The organism is Bradyrhizobium huanghuaihaiense, from assembly GCF_025200885.1.
GTDB classification, from domain to species: domain Bacteria; phylum Pseudomonadota; class Alphaproteobacteria; order Rhizobiales; family Xanthobacteraceae; genus Bradyrhizobium; species Bradyrhizobium huanghuaihaiense.
In genome coordinates this window covers 624,511-643,186 of sequence record NZ_CP104172.1, presented here as the reverse complement: position 1 = coordinate 643,186, position 18,676 = coordinate 624,511, and the positions used below count along the sequence as shown (strand labels likewise).

At 65.6% G+C, this 18,676-nt stretch carries 18 protein-coding genes; 7 read left to right on the top strand and 11 right to left on the bottom strand.

Going from position 1 to position 18,676, the window contains the following annotated elements; genetic code table 11:
* The first annotated feature begins 38 nt into the window (after window positions 1–38).
* Together N2603_RS02975 and N2603_RS02970 are read left to right on the top strand one after the other, a co-directional pair.
* Window positions 39–1,382 (top strand): T6SS phospholipase effector Tle1-like catalytic domain-containing protein, encoded by a 1,344-nt coding sequence (locus N2603_RS02975; protein ID WP_260387631.1) that lies wholly within the window; start codon window positions 39–41, stop codon window positions 1,380–1,382.
* A 312-nt stretch (window positions 1,383–1,694) separates the two neighbouring features.
* Window positions 1,695–1,940: a PilZ domain-containing protein gene (locus tag N2603_RS02970; RefSeq protein ID WP_026312067.1), complete on the top strand. Its 246-nt coding sequence runs from the start codon at window positions 1,695–1,697 to the stop codon at window positions 1,938–1,940.
* Between the two features lie 83 nt (window positions 1,941–2,023).
* Here the strand turns inward: N2603_RS02970 and N2603_RS02965 are convergent, their stop codons facing one another.
* The 6 genes from N2603_RS02965 to cobS all read right to left on the bottom strand — a co-directional run bounded on the left by N2603_RS02965 (window position 2,024) and on the right by cobS (window position 9,169).
* Window positions 2,024–2,431, bottom strand: coding sequence for a hypothetical protein (locus N2603_RS02965; protein ID WP_260387630.1), 408 nt, complete (start codon window positions 2,429–2,431; stop codon window positions 2,024–2,026).
* Between the two features lie 294 nt (window positions 2,432–2,725).
* Window positions 2,726–3,838, bottom strand: a complete 1,113-nt coding sequence (locus tag N2603_RS02960) for an NADH:flavin oxidoreductase/NADH oxidase (protein ID WP_260387629.1) — start codon at window positions 3,836–3,838, stop codon at window positions 2,726–2,728.
* A gap of 313 nt (window positions 3,839–4,151) precedes the next feature.
* A complete protein-coding gene (locus tag N2603_RS02955; RefSeq protein WP_260387628.1) occupies window positions 4,152–4,847 on the bottom strand; it encodes a hypothetical protein in 696 nt (231 codons plus the stop codon).
* Window positions 4,848–5,032: 185 nt separating this feature from the next.
* Window positions 5,033–6,103: an esterase-like activity of phytase family protein gene (locus N2603_RS02950; protein WP_260387627.1), complete on the bottom strand. Its 1,071-nt coding sequence runs from the start codon at window positions 6,101–6,103 to the stop codon at window positions 5,033–5,035.
* Window positions 6,100–8,007 (bottom strand): cobaltochelatase subunit CobT, encoded by a 1,908-nt coding sequence (cobT, locus tag N2603_RS02945; RefSeq protein WP_026312068.1) that lies wholly within the window; start codon window positions 8,005–8,007, stop codon window positions 6,100–6,102. Before cobT ends, N2603_RS02950 begins: the two co-directional genes overlap by 4 nt.
* 163 nt (window positions 8,008–8,170) lie before the next feature.
* Window positions 8,171–9,169, bottom strand: coding sequence for a cobaltochelatase subunit CobS (gene cobS, locus N2603_RS02940; RefSeq protein WP_018643488.1), 999 nt, complete (start codon window positions 9,167–9,169; stop codon window positions 8,171–8,173).
* A gap of 295 nt (window positions 9,170–9,464) precedes the next feature.
* Between cobS and N2603_RS02935 the strand changes: the two genes are divergently transcribed.
* Complete coding sequence (locus N2603_RS02935) at window positions 9,465–10,121, top strand: DedA family protein (protein ID WP_260387626.1); 657 nt, start codon at window positions 9,465–9,467, stop codon at window positions 10,119–10,121.
* A gap of 151 nt (window positions 10,122–10,272) precedes the next feature.
* On the opposite strand, the gene N2603_RS02930 is transcribed toward N2603_RS02935, so the two are convergent.
* The gene (locus N2603_RS02930; protein ID WP_260387625.1) at window positions 10,273–11,490 is read right to left on the bottom strand and encodes a citrate synthase family protein; all 1,218 of its coding nucleotides are present in this window, start codon (window positions 11,488–11,490) and stop codon (window positions 10,273–10,275) included.
* Between the two features lie 82 nt (window positions 11,491–11,572).
* Here N2603_RS02930 and N2603_RS02925 point away from each other — a divergent pair, with 82 nt between their 5' ends.
* Entirely contained in the window at window positions 11,573–12,703 is a 1,131-nt protein-coding gene (locus tag N2603_RS02925) for a citrate synthase/methylcitrate synthase (RefSeq protein ID WP_260387624.1), read from the top strand.
* 217 nt (window positions 12,704–12,920) lie between these two features.
* Here the strand turns inward: N2603_RS02925 and N2603_RS02920 are convergent, their stop codons facing one another.
* Window positions 12,921–13,553 carry a J domain-containing protein gene (locus N2603_RS02920; RefSeq protein ID WP_018643492.1) on the bottom strand — a complete coding sequence of 211 codons (633 nt, stop codon included), beginning with the start codon at window positions 13,551–13,553 and terminating at the stop codon, window positions 12,921–12,923.
* A 105-nt stretch (window positions 13,554–13,658) separates the two neighbouring features.
* On the opposite strand from N2603_RS02920, the gene N2603_RS02915 reads away from it, so the two are divergent.
* Window positions 13,659–13,928: a BolA family protein gene (locus N2603_RS02915; protein ID WP_026312069.1), complete on the top strand. Its 270-nt coding sequence runs from the start codon at window positions 13,659–13,661 to the stop codon at window positions 13,926–13,928.
* A 35-nt stretch (window positions 13,929–13,963) separates the two neighbouring features.
* Here the strand turns inward: N2603_RS02915 and N2603_RS02910 are convergent, their stop codons facing one another.
* The 3 genes from N2603_RS02910 to N2603_RS02900 all read right to left on the bottom strand — a co-directional run bounded on the left by N2603_RS02910 (window position 13,964) and on the right by N2603_RS02900 (window position 17,127).
* The gene (locus N2603_RS02910; protein WP_018643494.1) at window positions 13,964–15,268 is read right to left on the bottom strand and encodes an HlyC/CorC family transporter; all 1,305 of its coding nucleotides are present in this window, start codon (window positions 15,266–15,268) and stop codon (window positions 13,964–13,966) included.
* Between the two features lie 90 nt (window positions 15,269–15,358).
* Window positions 15,359–16,507 carry a 3-dehydroquinate synthase gene (gene aroB / locus N2603_RS02905; protein WP_260387623.1) on the bottom strand — a complete coding sequence of 383 codons (1,149 nt, stop codon included), beginning with the start codon at window positions 16,505–16,507 and terminating at the stop codon, window positions 15,359–15,361.
* A complete protein-coding gene (locus tag N2603_RS02900) occupies window positions 16,504–17,127 on the bottom strand; it encodes a shikimate kinase (protein WP_260387622.1) in 624 nt (207 codons plus the stop codon). Before N2603_RS02900 ends, aroB begins: the two co-directional genes overlap by 4 nt.
* Window positions 17,128–17,310: 183 nt before the next feature.
* Here N2603_RS02900 and N2603_RS02895 point away from each other — a divergent pair, with 183 nt between their 5' ends.
* Window positions 17,311–17,457 (top strand): hypothetical protein, encoded by a 147-nt coding sequence (locus N2603_RS02895; protein ID WP_018643497.1) that lies wholly within the window; start codon window positions 17,311–17,313, stop codon window positions 17,455–17,457.
* Between the two features lie 17 nt (window positions 17,458–17,474).
* Complete coding sequence (gene xerD / locus N2603_RS02890) at window positions 17,475–18,434, top strand: site-specific tyrosine recombinase XerD (RefSeq protein ID WP_260387621.1); 960 nt, start codon at window positions 17,475–17,477, stop codon at window positions 18,432–18,434.
* Window positions 18,435–18,676 lie beyond the last annotated feature (242 nt).

Genomic DNA, 18,676 nt, shown 5'->3' with positions numbered 1-18,676 from the left:
TATACTCGTCCCGGTAGCATCACCCGGAGGCACATCCCGTGGAGCACGCGCGCGACATCGACCGCAAGCCAGAGCCGAAAAACCTCGTCATCTGCTGTGACGGGACCGGCAACGAGATCTCGGAGAACATCTCCAACGTCCTGAAGCTCTATCGCTGCCTGCGCAAGACCGACAAGACGCATCCGCGGCAGATGGTGTTCTACGATCCCGGGGTCGGCACGGTGACGGAGCCGACGACGTGGCACCGGATCAAGGCCAATATCAACCTGGTGCTGGGGCTCGCCACCGGCTACGGGTTAGACGCCAACGTGCTGTCGGCCTATTGCTTCCTGGTCGAGCATTATGCGCCGGGCGATAAGATCTATCTGTTCGGTTTTTCGCGCGGCGCTTACACGGTGCGGGTGCTGGCGGGGCTGATCCACAAGATCGGGCTGATCTCGCCGGAGCAGGTGAACCTCGCAGGTTCCGGCATGGTCGCCTACAAGCAATATTCCGGCACCGGGCGCGGCAACGATGTCGAGGACCTCAGCGACGTCGCCGTCGACGACCAGGGGCCACTGCCGAAAGACGCGTTCGACCTCGCCGCACAGTTCGCGCGCATCACCTCGACGCGCTGGCCGACCATCCACTTCATCGGCGTCTGGGACACGGTGGCGAGCGTGATCGTGCCGCGGCGCGACAATTTCTTCTTCGTGTTCAGCCTGGAGGAGCTCGCCTTCACGCGGCGCAATCCGAGCATCAACATCTTCCGGCAGGCGATCGCGATCGACGAGCGGCGCCGCATGTTCCGCCTCAACAAGTACTGGGAGCCGCAGGACTATTGGAGCAACCGCTACGTGCCGGACGAGAAGAAGGTGCCGCAGGACATCCTGCAGGTGTGGTTCGCCGGCGTGCATTGCGACGTCGGCGGCGGCTATGCGGAGGCGGAAAGCGGGGAATCGAAATATCCGCTGATCTGGATGATCGAGGAGGCCGAGAAGGCCGGGCTGAAGTTCAACCCGCGCACCGTGAACCAGCTCGCCTGGGGCGTCCAGCGCAAGAACTCGCCCTTCAGATATGTGCCGCCCGCCTACGAGGGGAAGACGGGCGAATTGCACGATTCGATGAATGCGGCCTGGCGCGTGCTGGAGTATTTGCCGAAGCGCGCGAAGTACAGGGAATGGCCGGAGTGGAAGGTCTATTTCGGCTTCTACATCCCCGATTGCGAGCCGCGCCTCATTCCCGAAGGCGCGCATGTACATGAGAGCGTGTTCAAGCGCATGGCGGTGGAGCCGGGCTACCGGCCGGTGAACCTGCCGAAGGATTATGTGACGGTGCCGATGCCGGTGCCGCCGGGGGTGGATGTGGCGGTGGCTGGGGTGGAGGAGGGGGTGACGGGATGAGATGATGGGCTCGCGCCACATCGTCGTCATTGCGAGCGCAGCGAAGCAATCCAGCATCTTTCCGCGGAGGCAGCCTGGATTGCTTCGCTGCGCTCGCAATGACGGTGGTGGGCAGAGTCGCGCAACACCATCGGTGTCGTCCCGGCGAAGGAGTTTGAGGTGACTTCCCCGCACCCCGCTACCGCCGCTTTCTCCGTTCGCCGCAGCTTTTCATTAAAATTCTCCCGCCGACCTTAGCTGGATCGCATCATCTCCTTTGCATCATCCTGCACAGAGCCCGCCGCGAGCCGCGGAGTTGGAGGAGATGTGCCAATGCATCCGCGTAAATATGCCCGCGTGAAACCCGCAGGCCTCGTATCCCGCCAGGCCAAGATCATCACCGACCCGCGCGCGCCGGTGATTCCCTGCACGCTGATCGACTATTCGCCGGGCGGGGCCTGCGTCGATCTCGGCGGCCAGGTGCAGATCCCCGACCGCTTCGAGCTGCTGCATGTGAACACCAAGAAGCGCTGCCGCATCGCGTGGAAGCGCGGCACGCGGGTGGGCGTGGTGTTTTGATTTCGTCGTCGTAGCTGAAGGCGCTGCCGCATCCTTCGCCGGGACGACGGCGGAATGCTGGGCGCGCTCCGTCCCCAACCTCCCTACTTCCGCATCCGCGCCTTGGCGCCGGCGACGATCTGCATGGCGACGCCGCCGGTCCAGCCGAACAAAGCGAGCCAGGTCCAGGCCAAATGCGGGTCGAGGCGGAGCACGATGACGGCGACGGAGGCGAGCGCGGTGAGCGTGGCGCAGAGCGTGCCGGCCGAGCTCAGCAATTCGGCGGCGTCGATGCTGCTGTGCTCTTCATCGAAGGGCATCTGCGGCGTATCGATGCCGAGATAGAAGCCGACCGCGCCGAGCAGCATCATCAGCAGCAGGAACCCTTGCGTCGTCAGCGGCGCGATCGCCGATCCGACATAGGCGCCGACGAACAGCCCGCACGCGGCCCCCGCCATCGCGAGCCCCACGCGCTCGAACACGTGGGCAGCTTTACGAACACGAAACCGCATGGCCGGCCTCCGCGAGGCATTGACTGCGCGCAAGGTTAGGCCAGTTTCGGGGTGCGTGGAAGGTGAGGAGAGTTACGGATGCGTGAGGGGATGAGGGACGTGCACGAACCACAAGTTCGGTGTCGTCCCGGCGAAAGCCGGGACCCATAACCCCAGGAAGCAGTTTGGCGAAGACTCAAAGTTACGTTGTCAACGCGCACCGCGCGCCATCGTGAGATCACGCGGTATCAGTCCCGGCCTTCGCCGGGACGACACTGGTGACTATAGCACCACCATCGCGCCTCACGCGCCCTCTCACCGCGCCCCGAACGTGGTCTTGCCGAACAGCGCCTTTTGCGTCGAGGGCTGCGAGCGCCAGTATTGCGGCGGGGCCTCGACTTCGCCGCCGAGCTCGGCAGCGGCGTGCCAGCCCCAGCGCGGGTCGTAGAGCATGCCGCGGGCGAGCGCGACCATGTCGGCCTTGCCGCTAGCGACGATCTCCTCGGCGTGCTTTGCCTCGGAGATCAGGCCGACGGCGATGGTGGTCGCTCCCGTCTCGCGGCGGATCGCTTCTGCAAACGGCACCTGATAGCCGGGGCCGAGCGGAATCTTCTGCAGCGGCGAGACGCCGCCGGAGGAGGCATCGATCCAATCGATGCCGCGCGCCTTCAACGCTTTGGCGAATTCGATGGTCTGCGCCAGATCCCAACCGCCCTCGACCCAGTCGGTCGACGACACCCGCATGCCGATCGGCTTGTCGTGCGGGAACACGGCGCGCACGGCGTCGTAGATTTCGAGCGGGAAGCGCATGCGGTTCTCGAGCGAGCCGCCATATTCGTCCGTGCGCTTGTTCGAGATCGGCGACAGGAACTGATGCATGAGATAGCCGTGCGCGCCGTGCAGCTCGATGGCGTCGATGCCGAGCCGGTCGGCGCGCTTGGCGCAGTCGACGAAGGCATCGCGGATGCGTTTCAAGCCCGCGCTATCCAGCGCGAGCGGGGCGGCCTCGCCCTCCTTGTGCGGCAGCGCGCTTGGCGCCACCGTCTGCCAGCCGCCCTCACTGATCGGAATCAGCTGGCCGCCGTCCCAGGGCCGCGCACTGCTGGCTTTGCGGCCGGCATGAGCGAGCTGCATCCCGATTGCGGTGGAGGAATGCTTACGCACCGAAGTGAGGATCTGCTTCAGCGCGGCCTCGCAGGCATCGCTGTAGAGCCCGAGGCAGCCCGGCGTGATGCGGCCGATGGCCTCGACATGGGTCGCCTCGATGCAGAACATCGACGCGCCCGACAGGCTGAGATTGTTGATGTGGGTGAAGTGCCAGTCGGTGGCGACGCCGTCGTCGGCCGAATACTGGCACATCGGCGACACCACGACGCGGTTCTTCAACGTCAGGCCGCGCAGCTTGATCGGGGAAAACAGGGCGCTCATGCGGGGAGTTCCTGCAGGATGGAGGGATGAAAGCGATTGCATGAAGTTTAGTCAGCCGATGGCGAATTGCCAGCCGCGCGGAAGGCATGCCCGCTGCTGAGGCTATGCATGCGGGCCACTGCTAACTCAACTGTCATCCCGGGGCACGCGAAGCGTGAGCCCGGGATCCATAGCCACAGAATCGGGTTTGGCGAAGATTGGCAACCACCAGTCTCCGTCAAACCTCTCCCTCTGGTTATGGGTGCCGGGCTCGCGCTTTGCGCGCCCCGGGACGACGGGGGAGATCGAGGCACGACCTAACGGGAACGGCCCGTTACCGCTGGAAAACCCCGCGCCGCAGCATGCCGATGCGACTCTTGTCCCTACGCCCGAGCGTGATCGTGGCGTGGGCGGCGAACTCGATCGAATAGCGGCCGTCCTCCATTTTGGTCGGGCTGCAGAGTTCGCCGAGCTTGTCGGCCAGCACCTTGTCGTCCTCGACGAAAAGACGGTAGTCGTTGAAATCGAAGCGGCGCGGCCCCCGCCACTTCACAGTGGGGAAATAGCTGCGCATGTCGCCGTCGGTCTTGACCACGACGGTGCGGCCCGCCGCCTTGTGAAACAGGTCCGGCGTCTCGATCAGCCGCGCGCGATGGCCTTCGATCGCATAGATGTTCAGCGTCATGATGTGACGCTCGGTGCGGAAGGAGACCGCGACATAGCGGGAGTCGGGCGACCACTCCGCGTAATAGGCATCGGAAGCTGTGTCGAGATTGTTCTCGTGGCTGATGTTATCAAGCACGGCCAGCGGGCGATGCTTCGGCTCCGACATCAGATAGGCGTGAAACTTGTCATGCGCGCCCTCGCCCTCGCCATGAACGGCGATGGCGAGCCGCTTGTTCGGCGCCCACCCGCCCGCGATGATGCCGTACTCGCCCCTCGCATAGGTGTGCTCGGCCGTGGCGCGCGCCTGCGGCGTCGCGGCGAGCAGGACGAAGAGCGCGGCAGCGATGGCGCGGCGAAGTTGCATGACGGTTTGTCGCGGCACAGCGCTCGGGCGTTCACGTCATTGTCGTCCTGGCGAAAGCCAGGACCCATTACCCCAGGGAGGAGTTTGACGAAGACTCGTCGTTGGTACTTCGACCTGTCGCACTCGATAGATCACGCGGTATCGGTCCTGGCTTTCGCCAGGACGACGGCGGAGGTTAGCGCGCCCTACTCCACCAGCGTGAACTGCAGCAGCAGGGTGCGCTGGAGCATCGAAAAATTGTCGTCGGAGACGAGGGTCAGCACGGTCTCGCCTTCCGCCGTGACGTGGGCGTCGATGCCTTCCATGTTGTCGATCTCCTGGCCGAGGTCGGCCTTGAACAGCGCGGGGCCGTCGACCAGCGCGCCAGGGGCGATCGATTTCAGGGGGATCGAGCGGATGCGGATGTCGACGCCGGTGAACCAGGAGAATTTGCGTTCGAGGATCAGCAGCTCGCCGGAGGGCAAGAGCACCGCATCGCTGATGTCGAATTTCTCGGTGCGGCGGACGCTGAACTGGCCGGGCGTCGGACCGCCGATCAGGAACGCGACCAGATTGCCGTCGGCGTCGAGCCCGCGCTCGGAGAACGCGATCAGGCTGCCGGCGAGAGGCTGGCCCTTCGGGACGAAGACCAGTGCTTCCAGCCCCTTGTTGTGCGGCAGCTTGCGAACGCCTGATGGCACCGGGATCGGCTCGCCTCGGGCGCGGACGCCGCCTTTGGCGAAATCGTAGCGCAGGATCTGGTTGACGCGCTCGAGCCCGACATAGACCACATTGCCGTCGCGCGTCAGCGATTCCGAATCCCACCACATGCGCTTCTCGGTGATCGGCCGCCCCTCCGCGCCCAGTAGCGGCGCGGCCTCGACGTCGTCGAGCCCGGCCATGGCCTTGCCGGAATAACGGATGCGGCCCGTGAACCAGCCGCCCTGGTCGGAGATCGCGAGGAAGCGCTCGCCCTTGGCGTCGAGCCGGATGCCGGAGAGGCCGCCGAAACCGCGAAAGGGCGAGGTCAGCACCAGGCCGCTGCGATAGTCCAGCGAGCCGAAGCGCGTGCGCGAGCGGTCGCGCGGCTCGAAACTCGGAATGGGGCGCGCATTGACCTCGAGACTCGCTGGCTCGGCAACAGCATGCTCGACCTGGAGCGGGCGCGGTGGCGGCTCGGTCGCCGCTTGCGCCTGCGCCAATCGGGAGAGTGCAAGAGTGGAAAATCCCGCCGCCGCGTGGCCAAGGAAGCTGCGGCGGGATGATTGCGTGCTCACGAATGCAGTTTGCGTCGCGGGCGACCGGCCGGCTGGGTTGGTGCGGTGTTGGTCTCGCTGAAGAGCTCGGCGAGCTTCTCGGTGATGGCGCCGCCGAGTTCTTCCGCGTCCACGATTGTCACCGCGCGGCGATAATAGCGCGTCACGTCATGGCCGATGCCGATCGCGATCAGCTCGACCGGCGAGCGTGTCTCGATCTCTTCGATGATGTGGCGCAGGTGACGCTCGAGATAGTTGCCGGGATTGACCGACAGCGTGGAATCGTCGACCGGCGCGCCGTCCGAGATCATCATCAGGATCTTGCGCTGCTCGGCCCTCGCCAGCAGGCGCTTGTGCGCCCAGTCCAGCGCCTCGCCGTCGATGTTCTCCTTCAGCAGACCCTCGCGCATCATCAGGCCGAGATTTTTCCGCGCACGGCGCCAGGGGGCGTCGGCGGACTTGTAGATGATGTGGCGGAGATCGTTGAGACGGCCGGGATTGGCCGGCTTGCCGGCGGCAAGCCACGCCTCGCGCGATTGCCCGCCCTTCCAGGCGCGCGTGGTGAAGCCGAGGATTTCGACCTTGACGCCGCAACGCTCCAGCGTGCGCGCCAGAATGTCGGCGCAGGTCGCGGCGACCGTGATCGGCCGTCCGCGCATCGAGCCGGAATTGTCGAGCAGCAGCGTCACCACGGTGTCGCGGAACGTCGCCTCCTTCTCGTGCATGAAGGACAGCGGATGATAGGGATCGGTGACGACGCGCGACAGGCGCGCGGGATCGAGGATACCCTCTTCGAGATCGAACTCCCAGGCGCGGTTCTGCTGCGCCATCAGGCGGCGCTGCAGCCGGTTGGCGAGGCGGGCGACGATGCCTTGCAGATGCGCGAGCTGCTTGTCGAGATAGGCGCGCAGGCGCTCCAGCTCGTCATGGTCGCAGAGGTCCTCGGCCGCGATGACCTCGTCGAACTTGGGCGCGAAGGCGTGATATTCCGGCCCGCGCGGCTCGTTCCTGCCATGCGCGTTCGGACGCGTTGCCTCGCCCGGCGTCTCGTCGTCGCCGAGCTCGCCGTCGTCGAAGGTGTCGGAGGTCGAGGCCTGCGCGCTTTCCATCGCGCTCTCGCTCATCTCCTCCGAGCTCGCCTGCGCCTGGTCGGCGCTCATTTCCTGCGCGGCATCGGAATCCGGCGAGCCTTCGGCGCCGGACTGATCGTTGTCGCCGTCCTGGTTCTCGTCGTTGTCCTCATCGTCCTCGCTGTCGGCGTTGCGCTCGTCGCCGAGCTCGAGCGCCGACAACAGATCATGCACGGCATCGCCGAACCTGGCCTGGTCCTCGACCACGCCATCGAGCCGGTCGAGCCGCCTGCCGATCTTGTCTTCGAGGATGGGCCGCCAGAGATCGACCATCTTCTTCGCCGCCGTCGGCGGCGCCATGCCGGTGAGGCGCTCGCGCACCAGCATCGCCAGCGCGTCCGCGAGCGGCGCATCGGCGCGGTCGGTGATCTCGTCGAACTTGCCGCGATGGAAATGGTCGTCGAGCATCGCGGTGAGGTTCTTCGCAACGCCCGCCATGCGGCGCGCGCCGATCGCCTCGACCCTCGCCTGCTCCACCGCCTCGAACACGCCGCGCGCCTGCGGATTGCCGGGCATCAGCTTGCGATGAACTTTCGGATCATGACAGGCGATCTTGAGCGCGATGGAATCGGCGTGGCCGCGCACGATGGCGGCGTCACGCTTGGTCATCTTGCGCGCCGGCTCGGGCAGCCGCGCCTTGCCCGGTGCAAGTCCAGGACGCTCGGCCGCGAAGGAGACGTCGAGCTCGGGCGATTTCGCGATCGCCTTGAGGCAGGAGGCGACCGAGCGCTTGAACGGCTCGGTCGGCGCTTCCTTGCTGCTACGGAATTTGGAGTTTGATGATGATGTGCTCATCTCGATCTCACCGTCGTCCCGGCGAAGGCCGGGACCCATAACCACAGGGAGCGGTCGTTGAGCACACAGCCGACTCCGATCTTCGCAAAACCACGGCCTGTGGTTATGGGTCCCGGATCTGCGCTCCGCTTCGCTGCGCTTGTCCGGGACGACATCTCAAACCTCAGCTGAGCGCCACGTTGACCGCCGATTCCGGCAGCTCCGCGTTGAAGCAGCGCTGGTAGAACTCGGCGACCAGGGGACGCTCGAGCTCGTCGCACTTGTTGAGGAAGGTGACGCGGAAGGCGAAGCCGATGTCGCCGAAGATGTCGGAGTTTTCCGCCCAGGTGATCACCGTGCGCGGGCTCATCACCGTCGACAGATCGCCATTGGCGAAGGCGTTACGGGTGAGATCGGCAAGGCGGACCATCTTGTTGACGATGTCGCGGCCTTCCTGGGTACGATAGTGCTTGGCCTTGGCCAGCACGATCTCGACTTCCTCGTCATGGCTGAGATAGTTCAGCGTGGTGACGATCGACCAGCGGTCCATCTGGCCCTGGTTGATCTGCTGGGTGCCGTGATAGAGACCCGAGGTGTCGCCGAGGCCAACCGTATTCGCCGTGGCAAAAAGCCGGAAGGCCGGATGCGGCTTGATGACCTTGTTCTGATCGAGCAGCGTGAGGCGTCCCGAGACTTCCAGCACGCGCTGGATCACGAACATCACGTCCGGGCGGCCCGCGTCGTATTCGTCGAACACCAACGCGACGTTGTTCTGCAGCGCCCAGGGCAAAATGCCGTCACGGAATTCGGTGACCTGCTTGCCGTCGCGGACCACGATGGAGTCCTTGCCGACGAGGTCGATACGGCTGATGTGGCTGTCGAGGTTGACGCGCACGCAGGGCCAGTTCAGGCGCGCGGCGACCTGCTCGATATGGGTGGATTTGCCGGTGCCGTGATAGCCGGTCACCATCACGCGGCGGTTGCGGGCGAAGCCGGCGAGAATGGCGAGCGTGGTGGCGCGGTCGAAGCGATAGTCGGAATCGACTTCGGGCACATGAGGATCGACTTCGGAATAGGCCGGCACTTCGAGATCGCTGTCGATCCCGAACACCTGGCGGACCGACACCTTCATGTCGGGCAGACCGGAAACTTCCTCAACTTTTGACATGGCGGCGGTCGTCATCAATCCTCCGAGGCCCCGGGCGATCCCGAGACCAGTTATTGCACGTTGGCTGCGGCTGGGTGCGCTTTCGAACCTATCAGAGACAACGTGCTGGCAGAAGCCCGCCCCTCAATCAAAGTTCCGTTGTCTTTTCATTTAGATAGGTGAGGAACGCAGTTTTTGGAGGGCTGCCTTGCGAATCACGCTCGAATTTCGGGCGGGGTAACGGGGCTGCCCACGCAAATGGCACTTTCGCCGCCTCTCCCTACATATGTAGGGTCCAAACCGAAAAGCCCCAGCCCGCCACAGAGACGACGTGACGTCCTTCCTCGATCCCCTCATCGCCTTCGTCTCGGCCCATGCGTGGCTGGCCTATCTGACCCTGTTCCTGGCGGCCCTTCTGGAGGCCGTGCCGGTGGTGGGGTCGGTGATCCCCGGTTCGACCATCATCCTGGCGCTGAGCGCCCTTGTTCCGGGCGGCGAGCTGAAGCTGCCATGGGTGCTGCTGGCAGCCGCCCTCGGCGCGATGCTCGGCGACGGCTCGGCCTATTGGATCGGGCACCGGCAGCAGCGCGAGATCCTCAACGCCTGGCCGCTGACCAACTATCCCCGCGTGGTCGAGGAGAGCGAGACCTTCTTCCACCGCTTCGGCACCTGGGCGGTGTTCTTCGCCCGCTTCGTGCCGCCGATCCGCGCCTTCGTGCCGGTGACCGCCGGCGCGCTGGGGATGACGCCAGCCAGATTCTATACGGTGAACATCCCGGCGATCCTGGTCTGGGCCCCCGCCCACGTGCTGCCGGGCGTGCTGGCGGTGACGGCGCTGCACGAATATGCCGGGCTGCATCATCATGAGCATGTCGGCAAGCATATCTGGATGCTGACCGTGGTTGGGGTTGCGATCGTGGGGGGCGTGGCGGTGTGGATTTATCGCCGGCGGAATAGTGGTGTCGCGACGGTGAAGCCGCGGGGCTAATTAGCTTTGGCTGCTACGGCGACGGAGGTGCGCTCCCTCCCCCGCTTGCGGGGGAGGGTTGGGGAGAGGGTGCTTCCCCAATCGAGAACCCCCAAGAGGAGAGAGCCCTCACCCGCGCCTTCGGCGCGACCTCTCCCGCAAGCGGGAGAGGTTAAGACCCACCCACCCTTCGCCCAGGCGCTGGCCCCACATACCTTGCCCGTGGCCGGATCAGCTTGCCGAACTGCAACTGCTCGCTGGCGTGCGCAATCCAGCCGACGCTGCGGGCCATCGCGAACAAAGCGAGCTCGCTGCCTGCAGGCAGGCGCAACGCATGCACCAGCACGGCGAGGGCGTAGTCGATGTTGACGAGTTCGCCGGTCGCCTCGACGATCCGCTCGGGCACTTCCTTGGTGAATTTGCGCGGCGCGCCGGCGCGGGAGAGCGCGTTCAGCAGCGATTGCGCGCGGGGATCACCGCGCTTGTAGACACCATGGCCGAAGCCGGCAAAGCGCTCACCGAGCGCAACGCGCTCGCGCACCACGGGCGCGACATCGCGGTCGACCAGCGTCTTGACGAGCTGCGAGGCCAGCACGCCGGCGCCGCCATGCTTCGGCCCCTTCAGCGCGGCGAGGCCGGCGATGACGGAGTCATAGAGGTTGAGGCCGGTCGAGGCGGCGCAGCGCGCCGTGAAGGTCGAGGCGTTCAGTTCATGGTCGGCGAGCAGAACGAGCGCGCGGCGGATCAGGTCGGGCGCGTGCTTGTTATCGGGTGCCCAGACGCGCGCGACCTGCTGATGCAGCGGTTCGGCCGACGGCTCGGCATTGAGCATGGTCGCGACCAGCAGGCGGACGATGCGCGCGCCGACCATGGCGCGGCCGTCGGGGGCGCGGGTGAAGGCGCGGGGATCGGCGCTGGTGGCGAGCGCGAGCACGGCGATGGCGCGGTCGATCGGCGCCGCCCTGTGCGCGGCTTCCGCGATCGCGCACATCTCATCGGACATCACGGGCTGATTGTCGGGCGCGAAGGGATCGACGTCGGCGACGTCCCACAGCAGCGTCGCGGTGTGCTCCAGCGTGTCGTTTTCGGCGAGATCGACGCAATTGACGCCGCGATAGATCGCACCCTCCTCGGTGATGGTCGATATCTCGGTGTCCATCACCGGCAGGTCGGCATCAAAACTGCGCAGTCCGCGCGGCTCCGGCGAGGGCACCCGGCGCTCCTTGAGCGCTCGGACGTCCTCGGCGCGGTAGCGGTTTTTCCGCGAGTCCGGCGTCGGCTCGGAGCGGATCAGGCCGCGACTGACATAGGCGTAGAGCGTGGCCGGCGAGATCGCGAGCTCGCCGGCGGCTTCCCGGGCGGAGAGGTAGAGCTCACCAGAATTTTTCATATTGATTTATGTAATCAAGATTGATCAATCTGTCGAGAGGACCGACCTTCCCCCTGCGTGCAATGCAAAAGGGAGATTGGCCATGAACATCCACCTCACCAAAAGCCAGATCGGACTGGACGGCGTTCCCGCGGCCGAGACCGTGCTGAGCCATGTCGACGGCGAGCGCGGTGAGCTGATCATCGCCGGCGAGCATGTCGGCCGCCTCGCCGCCAAATCGAGCTTCGAGGGCGTCACCGCCCGGCTCTGGAACGGCGCCAGCAAGACGACCTTAAGCGAAGCCAATGTGCGGGCGAGCCTGGGCGCGGCGCGCGAGCGCGCCTTCGCGCGGCTGGACGAGTTGCTGCCGGCGACCCGCGGCATGGGCATCGTCGACGGGTTTCGCGCGGCGGTCGCCGGACTTCGCGCCGAGCACGGGCTCGAACATGAGGCAACCATCGTCGGCGCATTTCCAGTGATCGCGGGTGCGCTGGTCCGGCGCGCCAAGGGGCTCGAGCCGATCGCGCCCGATCCAAACGTGAGCCATGCCGCCGACACGCTGCGCATGCTGCACGGGCGCTCGCCCGCGGCGCGCGAGGTCACCGCGCTCGATGCCTATCTCGTCACCGCCAGCGACCACGGCATGAACGCCTCGACCTTCACCGCGCGCGTGGTGGCTTCGACCCAAGCCGACCTGTTTGCCGCGGTGACCGCGGGCTATTGCGCGCTCACGGGTCCGCTGCATGGCGGCGCGCCGGAGCCGGTGCTGGAAATGCTGGACGCGATCGGCTCGCGCGAGCGCATCCAGCCCTGGGTGGATGCAGCGCTGGCGCGTGGCGAGCGGATGATGGGCTTTGGTCACCGCATCTACCGCGTGCGCGATCCGCGCGCGGACGTGCTCAAGACCGCCGTCGAGGCGCTGGCGTCCAACGGTACCGATCTGCCGTTTGCCGGCGAGGTCGAGGCCTATATCCGCGCGGCCTTGCGGAAGAAAAATCCGGAGCGCCCGCTGGAGACCAACGTCGAGTTCTTCACCGCGATCCTGCTCGATGCGCTGGCGATCCCACGGCAGGCGTTCACGCCGATCTTCGCGGTGGCCCGTTCAGCGGGATGGACCGCGCATGCGCGCGAGCAGCAGCGCACGGGGCGGTTGATCCGGCCGAGCTCGTCCTATGTGGGGGCGATGCCGGAGGCGCGAGATTTCGCGGACGTCTCCGCGAGACTGCACTCGTAGGGTGGGCAAAGGCGCACTTGCGCCGTGCCCACCACCTATCTGAAATTGCCAGGGAAGTCGTGGGCACGCTTCGCTTTGCCCACCCTACGATACGGTCGTCCCGGCGAAGGCCGGGACCCATACCGCGTGATCTATCGATGAATTGCACACTAGGCCGGGACGACACCGAGAGTGTGGCTGCGACTTCCGCTCCTCCGAGAGAACGCTAGGCGAGGCCTCAGGCCTCCCGCACCACCGTCTTCAGATAATTATACGCCTTGATGATCTCGATCAGGCGATCCTCGGTGGAGCGGTCGCCGCCATTGGCGTCGGGGTGGTGCTGCTTGACCAGCGCCTTGTACTTGCTCTTGACGTCGGCGAGCGTGGCGTCGGGACCGAGGCCCATGACCTGGAGCGCCTTGCGCTCGGCGTTCATCACCTTGCGCGTCTCGGCCTTGGGCTGGGCGTCCGGACCCTTGCGCCAGTTGGCGCGGCCGTTGATCTCGCTGAACATGCTGAACGGATCGGACGCCATGTCGATTTCGGCTTCCGCACCCTTCTTGCCGCCATTGGCGCCCATCTTCCAGGTCGGGCGGTGGCCGGTCAGCGCGTCCTTCTGGTAGCGCGCGACGGCGTCGGCATTCATGCCGGAGAAGAAATTGTAGTTCTGGTTGTACTCGCGCACATGGTCGAGGCAGAAGTGCCAGTACTCGCGCTGGTTCTCGCGCCCCTTCGGCGCGCGATGCGCGCCCTTGTTCGCGCAGCCCGCCCACTCGCAGTTGACCACGGTGTCGCGCGGCTTCACTTCCGGCTGCTTGCCTCGCGGCTTCACGCGGATGGAGTCGAAGAACTTTGATGAATCGATCGGCATGGCTGACTTTGACTACGCAATGCAAAAACCTTCAAGTCTTGACATTGCAATTAGCATGACACCCCGGAGATTGACGGGGCACGATGACGCGCTTTAATGGCGCTCATGGTTATGAAAGATACTATCAGCAACAAGTTGCAGGAAGCTTTCACCCCGGAAAGCCTGCAAGTCGTCGACGAGTCACATTTGCATGAGGGTCACGCCGGTCATCGGCCGAGCGGCGAGACGCACTTTCGCGTTTATATCGTGTCTGATGCCTTCAAAGGGAAGACCCGGGTCGAGCGCCATCGCATGATAAATTCGGCGCTGGCCGCGGAACTTTCCGGCAGCGTGCACGCACTGGCGATCCACGCACAGGCGCCGGGGGAAGGCTGATCGCTTACCCTCCCCTGGAGGGGGAGGGTGGGAAATCAAAACGACGTTCCGGCCCTTCTCGGCCTGGGTTCTTCCATCTCGGCCTCGCGCGGCACCGGTGAAATACGGAGCGCGGTGATGCGGTTGCGTTCGCGGCGGAGGACGCGGAAGCGGAAGCCGTGGAAGGTGAAGCTCTGGCCGCGGTCGGGGATCGAGCGCGCCTCGTGGATGACGAGACCGGCGACCGTGGTTGCCTCCTCATCGGGCAGATGCCAGTCCATGGCGCGGTTGAGATCGCGGATCGGCACCGAGCCGTCGACCACGACCGAGCCGTCCGGCTGGGCGCGCACGCCGGCGACCACGACGTCGTGCTCGTCGGAGATGTCGCCGACGATTTCTTCCAAAATGTCTTCCAGCGTCACGAGACCTTCAACTTCGCCGTACTCGTCGACGACGAGCGCGAAATGGGTCTTGCGGCGGCGGAACGCCTTGAGCTGCTCGGCGAGCGGGCGCATCTCAGGCACGAACCAGGGCGGCAGCGCGATGGTGGAGACGTCGATGCGCGAGGTGTCGCCGTCGGAGGCGCGGATCGCGCGCAACAGATCCTTGGCGTGAAGCACGCCGATGATGTTTTCCGGCTTCTCGCGCCAGAGCGGAATGCGGGTGTATTCGGTCGCCAGCACCTCGCGCACCAGATCGTCCGGCGGCATGTCGGCGTTGATCATCATCATCTCGGTGCGATGGATCATGACGTCGGAGACCTGTAGCTCGCGCAAGTCCAGCAGGCCGCCGAGCATGTCGCGGTCCTGCTTCTCGACCTTGCCCTCGTGGTGCAGGAGGTCGACCGCGCCGCGCAGGCGCTCGGTCGGCGACAGGATCGCCTGGTGCTCGCCGGCGAGGCCGAACAGCCGCATCAGCAGGCGCACGATGACTTCGACCACCGTCAACAACGGCCCGAGCACATACATCGTCAGCCGCATCGGCCGCGCCACGGCGAGCGCGACGCGGTCGGGCGCGTTGATGGCGATGGTTTTTGGCAGGACTTCCGCGAAGATCACGACCAACGCGGTCATCACGCCGGTCGCATAGAGCACGCCGACATCGCCGAACCAGGACGTGAAGATGCCGGTGGCAAGCGCGGACGCTCCGATATTGGCGATGTTGTTACCGAGCAGCAGCGCGCCGATCAGCCGCTCGCGCATGTCGAGCAGCTGGGAGACGACATCGGCCTCGTGATGCCCTTGTTTCGACAGCCGCAGCATGCTGGCGCGCGAGGCGCCGGTCAGCGCGGTCTCGCTCGCGGCGAAGAACGCCGAGACCAGCAGGCAGAGGACGACGATGGTGAATCCGAGCCAGTCCATGCACCACTCTATTCTGACGCGTTTTCCTGGCGCGAACCGGTATCCACTTCGCTGGAAAACGCTTTGGCGAAATTCAGCTCAGCCCGCGCATCAGGCCGTTTGCGCCAGCTTCTCTTTCAGGAAGTCGCGCACCGGCGCCGGCTCGACGTCCTTCGCGATCACCGCGCGGCCGACAGCCTCGAGCAGGATGAAGGTGAGCTTGCCGCGCTTGACCTTCTTGTCCTGCGCCATCAGCGCCATCAACGCGTCGGCGTCGGCAAGCCCTTCCTGGGCAAAGCCGGCGATGTCCTGCAAACGGGTCGGCAGGCCGGCCTCGATCAGGTGCCGCTCGACGCGCGCGGCATCAGCCTCGCCGATCATGCCGAGCTTCGCCGAAAACTGCGCCGCCAGCGTCATGCCGATCGCAACGCCTTCGCCATGGAACAGGCGATCGGAGAAGCCGGTCGCGGCTTCCAGCGCGTGACCGAAAGTGTGGCCGAGATTGAGCAGCGCGCGCTCGCCGGTCTCGCGCTCATCGCGGGAGACGACACCCGCTTTGGCGCGGCAGGAGGTCGCGATCGCATGCTCGCGCGCGGAGCCGCCCTTGAAGATGTCGGAATGATTCTTCTCCAGCCAGGTGAAGAAGGCCTCGTCGCCGAGCACGCCGTATTTGGCGACCTCGGCATAGCCGGCGCGGAACTGGCGCGGCGACAGCGTGTCGAGCACGGCGGTGTCAGCGATCACCAGCACCGGCTGGTGGAAGGCGCCGAGCAAATTCTTGCCCTGAGGCGAGTTGATGCCGGTCTTGCCGCCGACGCTGGAATCGACCTGTGCCAGCAGCGAGGTCGGCACCTGCACGAAATCGACGCCGCGGCGCAGGATCGCCGCGGCAAAGCCGGCGAGATCGCCGACCACGCCGCCGCCGAGTGCGATGACGAGATCGTTGCGCTCGATCTTCGCGGCGATCAGGGCCTCGCTGACCTTTTCGAGGCCGGCATAGGTTTTCGAGATCTCGCCTTCCTCGACCACGATGCGCGAGGTCGGGATGCCGCTGACTGCGAGCGAGGCTTCGGCCGGCTCGAGCCAGTGTTTCGCGACGGTGCGGTCGGTGACGATCGCCGTGCGCACGCCCGGCCGCAAAGCCGCGATCCGTTCGCCGAGCGACGACAGCACGCCGCGGCCGATGACGATGTCATAGGCGCGATCGCCGAGCGCGACGTCGACGTTGACGGGATCGGAATGTTTCAACGGCGCAGTCATCGTGCGGCACTCGCAACATCGGCAGGTGGTGGGGCGGACTGTTCGCCGCAGAGATGGGCGTGCAGCGTCTCGATGCACTCCTCGACGATCTTGTCGTGCGGCACCTCGCGCGAGGCGATGGTGAGGTCGGCCTTGCCGTAGATCGGCTCGCGCTCGGTGAGCAGGCGCGTGACGGTTCCCTCGGGGTCGGCGGTCTGAAGCAGCGGGCGATCGGCGCGCCGGCGGACGCGGCGCATGATGACGTCGTGGTCCGCCCGGAGCCAGATCGAGATCGCCTTGGCGGCGATGCGCGTCCGCGTCTCCTCGCGCATGAAGGCGCCGCCCCCGGTCGCCAGCACCACCGGACCGCCCTCGAGGAGACGGGCAATCACGCGGGCCTCGCCATCGCGAAAGTGCTGCTCGCCGTGGCGCTCGAAAATCTCCGGTATGGTCATGCCGGCCGCCGCCTCGATCTCGGTGTCGGCGTCGACGAAGGGCAGCTTGAGCCTGACAGCCATGCGGCGGCCGATGGTGGATTTGCCCACCCCCATCATGCCGACGAGCACGATCGAGCGCGCACCCAGGGCCGACAGGATGTCGGCCTCAGGCGAAGCGGGAATCGGCAACGCGGCGTGGGACATAGATATTGCTCTGGATCTCGCTCGATCTGCCGCCAAAGGCGGCATGGTTTGGCCACCTATACGACCCCGCAGGGGGCCTCGCCAGAGGACTCTTGCCACGAAACGGCGAACATGTTGGATGATTTCATTGGTTAATTTGGCTGCCAAGCCCACTATCGAGTCCCCGACAGAGACCCCAGACCGATGCCCAGCCTGTTCCGCTTCCTGACGGTCGTCGCCGTGATCGCCGGCATCGTCTATGGCGTGATCTTCGCGCTGGCGAACTTCGTCAACCCGAAGCCGCGGGAAATGACGGTGACGATCCCGCCGGATAAGTTTCTCAAGAAATAGCAGCTAGGCTCCGGGGCATGCGCGCAAAGCCCTCAGACAGCAAGCTCACCGGCCTGTTCCTCGACATGCTCGCGGCGGAACAGGGCGCCGGCCCCAATACGCTCGATGCCTACCGCCGCGACCTCACCGATTTCTCGGAATTTCTGGGCCGCGTCGGCCATAGTTTCGCGGACGCGGAGACGCAAGTCCTGCGCGATTACCTTGCTGACCTCGACACGCGCGGCTTCAAGTCCACCAGCGTCGCGCGGCGGCTGTCGGCGATGCGGCATCTCTACCGCTTCCTGCTGAACGAGCGGATCCGCGGCGACGATCCCGCCGCGATCCTGTCCGGTCCCAAGCGCGGCCGCGGCCTGCCAAAGGTGCTGTCGATCGCGGATGTCGATCGCATGCTCCGCCGCGCCAAGGAATTGAGCGAGGCGGAAGATGCCTCACCGTCGAAACGGCTGCGGAGCTTGCGGCTCTACTGCCTGCTCGAGGTGCTCTACGCCACGGGCCTGCGCGTCTCAGAGCTGGTGGCGCTGCCGCGCACGGCGGCCAAGCGCGACGCGCGCATGATCGTGGTGCGCGGCAAGGGCAACAAGGAGCGCCTGGTGCCGCTCAACGACGCCTCGCGGCAGGCGATGGCGGATTATCTCAGCGCGACGGAGGCCGCGAAGACGGAAAAGAAGAAGGACAGCCTCGCCGCTTCGAAATGGCTGTTCCCTTCCTTCGGCGAGAGCGGGCATCTGACGCGGCAGCACTTTGCCCGCGATTTGAAGGAGCTCGCGGTCGCCTCGGGCCTGCAGGCCCGGCTGGTCTCCCCGCACGTGCTGCGCCATGCCTTCGCCAGCCACCTGCTGCACAACGGCGCCGATTTGCGCATCGTGCAGACCCTGCTGGGACACACCGACATCTCCACGACCCAGATCTACACCCATGTGGTCGAGGAGCGGCTGAAGAGCCTGGTGCGCGACCTGCATCCGCTGGCGGAGAAGTAAACAGGTCCCGCGCCCCGGACGCGGCTTTCGTAGCCCGGATGAGCGCAGCGACATCCGGGATTGGAGCCTGAGGCACGACCTGCCCCGGATATCGCTTCGCTCATCCGGGCTACGGGCAACCCATGAAACCGCCTTGACTTCGGCCACATCTCCGCAGAAAGAGCCGTGGCCTCACGACTGATTTGGCTCCCTGCCACGAGCGCACAAGCCAACTCGTTGAAGAAGCTACACTTCTTTCCGCG